Annotated in this window: 3 protein-coding genes; all 3 read left to right on the top strand. The window is 59.9% G+C overall.

The window, feature by feature from the left end; genetic code table 11:
• Positions 1-69: 69 nt before the first annotated feature.
• Genes ACH2EH_RS19240 through ACH2EH_RS19250 form a run of 3 tightly spaced genes read left to right on the top strand, consistent with a single transcriptional unit; the run spans position 70 to position 3,241 of the window.
• Positions 70-2,280 carry a molybdopterin oxidoreductase family protein gene (locus ACH2EH_RS19240; RefSeq protein ID WP_395144196.1) on the top strand — a complete coding sequence of 737 codons (2,211 nt, stop codon included), beginning with the start codon at positions 70-72 and terminating at the stop codon, positions 2,278-2,280.
• A complete protein-coding gene (locus ACH2EH_RS19245) occupies positions 2,277-2,654 on the top strand; it encodes a DUF7009 family protein (RefSeq protein WP_395144198.1) in 378 nt (125 codons plus the stop codon). Before ACH2EH_RS19240 ends, ACH2EH_RS19245 begins: the two co-directional genes overlap by 4 nt.
• On the top strand, positions 2,645-3,241 hold the full coding sequence (locus tag ACH2EH_RS19250; RefSeq protein WP_395144199.1) for a molybdenum cofactor guanylyltransferase: 597 nt from the start codon (positions 2,645-2,647) through the stop codon (positions 3,239-3,241). Before ACH2EH_RS19245 ends, ACH2EH_RS19250 begins: the two co-directional genes overlap by 10 nt.
• Positions 3,242-3,339: the final 98 nt, after the last annotated feature.

A 3,339-nucleotide genomic window follows, 5' to 3' on the forward strand; every position in this document is an offset into this window, starting at 1 on the left:
TGAAAGGCATCTACCCAGATAGCAAAGGCTTCTTTGCCTACGGCGAGATAAACTACAAGTTGTAAATTCATGGCAAAACTTTCCCTTCCGATGGCTGAACTCATAGATCAGTTCGGGCCACATCTCAACACCAGTCCGCCCGGAGGCTGGGCCTACCAGGGGCAGCCGGACAAGCTCGTGGCGACACACTGCTGCTTCTGTGGGCAGCAGTGCGGCATCAACCTCAAGGTCAAAAATAATAAAGTGATTGGCTTTGAACCCCGCGAGGACTTTCCGTTTAATCGCGGCAAGCTCTGCCCCAAAGGCATCCTGCGCTACATGCAAAATGAGCACCCGGATCGCCTGCTCTACCCAATGAAGCGCGTGGAGGGAAAGGGGTTTGAGCGTATTTCCTGGGACGAAGCCTTGAACACGACCGTGCGGGAGATTCAGCGCATTCAGAAAACCCACGGCAACGACTCGTTCGCGATGCTCTCCGGAGTCTCGCTCACCAATGAGAAGTCGTATCTGGTGGGCAAGTTCGCGCGGCTTGCGCTCCAGACAGCGAATCTAGACTACAACGGGCGGCTGTGCATGGTCTCGGCGGGCGCGGGCAATAAGAAAGCTTTCGGGATAGATAGGGCCGCCAACTCCTGGGACGATATCGTGCTCGCGGATGTGATTTTAGTAACCGGCAGCAATATCGCCGAGTGCTCCCCCATCACGACCGACTACATCTGGCGGGCACGGGACCGGGGTGCAAAGCTGATCATGGTGGATCCCCGCGTGACACCTCTTGCCCGCACGGCGGATCTCCATCTCCCCGTGCGCCCCGGCGGCGACTCAGCGCTGATGAACGGGATTCTCCATGTGCTGATTGAGCGCGGCTGGACCGACGAGGCATTTATCGCCCAGTACACCAGCGGCTGGGACGATACAAAAGCGGCTGTCGCGGACTACACACCAGAGAAAGCCGCCGCCGACTCCGGGGTTTCTGCCGAGCTGATTATTAAAGCCGCCGAGCTCTGGGGGCCCGCCAAGACCAGCTTCCTGCTCCATGCCCGCGGGATTGAGCACCAAAGCAAAGGTGTCGAGAATGTGCTCTCGTGCATCAATATCGTTCTGGCAACCGGGCGGCTCGGCAGGCCGGGCTGCGGCTACGGAACAATCACCGGGCAGGGCAATGGCCAGGGAGGGCGCGAGCACGGCCATAAGTGCGATCAGCTCCCCGGCAACCGCGATATCACCAACCCGGAGCACCGCAAGGTCATCGCCGAGGTCTGGGGGGTGCTGGAGAGTGAGATTCCAGGCAAGGGGCTCTCAGCACAAGAGATCATGAACGCCATTCACGACGGTGAGATCAAGGGGCTGCTCTCGCTGTGCTTCAACCCTCTGGTCTCCCTGCCAGACTCCCACTTCACTCGTGAGGCACTGGAGCGCCTAGAGCACTACACCGTAATGGACTTTTTCCTCTCCGAGACCGCCCAGCACGCCGATATTGTCCTGCCCAGTGCGCTCCACGAGGAGGACGAGGGCACAAGCACCAGCGCGGAGGGTCGGGTCATTCGGATTCGCAAGGCCGTTGATCCCCCCGGTGAGGCCAAGGCGGACTGGCAGATTCTCCAGGCGATTGCCCAGCGTCTCGGGCGGGAGAAGGGCTTTCAGTTCGACAGCCCCGAAGCCATCTTCACCGAGCTTCGGCGCGCATCACATGGCGGCACGGCGGACTACGGCGGGATCACCTACGAGAAGATCGAGAAAAACAACGGGGTCTTCTGGCCCTGCCCCACGGAAGACCACCCCGGAACCCCACGGCTTTTTGAGGACCATAAGTTTCACACTCCGGATGGCAAGGCACACTTCCATCCGATCACCTACCGCCCCCCCGCTGAGGTCGTGGATGCCGAATACCCCATCTGGCTCACAACGGGACGTGTGGTGAGCCAGTATCTCTCCGGTACGCAAACGCGCCGCATCGCGGGGCTGGTAAAGCAGTACCCGCAGCCACATGTCGAGATTCACCCGACTCTGGCAGCGCGGCTTGGCATTTCCCAGAGCCAGTGGGTCACTCTGGAGAGCCGCCGAGGAAAAGCCACTTTCCAGGCAAGTGTCGTAAAAACCATCCGCGATGACACGGTCTTCCTTCCCTACCACTGGGGCGGGGGGCGGTCCGCGAATCTTCTCACAGCGCGAAACCTGGATCCCATCTCCAAGATCCCCGAGTTCAAAGTAAGTGCGGTGCGCGTCCGCCCTGCCACCCCCGAGGAAGCGGCGGCGGGCGAGAAAGAGGCTGGTTCATGAAAGTGCGCTGGATGGAGAGCTCCCTTCGTCTGCGAATCACGCCCGGCGAGCTTGCCGCGCTGCAAGCGGGCCAGGCAATCAGGGAAAGTGCGCTCTTTCCCGGTGGCTGGAGCGTCGCGCTCCAGTCGGGCGCAGAGAGTGTGCTCCACTCCGACACTCCCGGGGCACTGACCCTAACGCTGAGCTCCTGCGAACTAGCGGAGCTCGCGCAGCCCCAAACAGAGGGAGTCTATGTGACGACGGAGCACTACAAGTTCTTTGTCGAGAAAGACTTCCCCTGTGCCCACCCGCGCCCTAAAGAGGCCCAGGAGTCCACGGCGACTTTTGCGCCCCCGTCGGGCTTTGCGCAAAGACACAAGACGCTGTGCAGCTAAGTATCGCGATTTTGGCGGGAGGAAAGAGCCAGCGCTTTGGCCAAGACAAGGCAGCGCTCTTTCTTCCTGGGATAGTCACGGAGTGCCTGGCCACCGGCTTGCCTCTTGTGGTGATTGGTCGCGCCTCGCATCCCGAGCTGCCCGCCTCGGTTCGCTGCTTTCCAGATGCTCTTCCTAATCACGGGCCGCTGGGCGGAATTATCACCGCGCTCCAAGTCACTCAAGGCCCCGTTCTCGCGCTTGCCTGCGACCTTCCCGAGCTGCGACGTGAGGCCATTTTATGGCTAATCCAAAGCTGGGAGCAGGCCCAGAGAGCTGAGAATATTGAGATTCTCGTGGCGGCGCACCCCCCAACAAATAACACTCCACAAACAAATAACACTCCGAGTTCACTCGAACCCCTCTTTGCGATCTACAGCCCCGCCTGCCTGCCCACGGCGGAGGAGCTACTCCTGGCAGGGCGGCGCTCGCTCCACGGGCTTATACAGCGTAGCCGCTGGAAAGAGGCACTTCTGCCCCCGGAGCTGGCCGCGCAGCTTCACAATGTGAACACCCCGGATGATCTGCAAAGAAACTCTAAGCTCTAAGCTAAGATCGTTGGCACACTTTGTAAGCTGGTAAGTACGATATAGTGCCAGAAGAGTTTAGAGAACACAATGCCACAATGTTTTTTTATTGAGCCGTC

This window comes from Armatimonas sp. (assembly GCF_043760365.1).
In the GTDB taxonomy this organism is placed as follows: Bacteria; Armatimonadota; Armatimonadia; order Armatimonadales; family Armatimonadaceae; genus Armatimonas.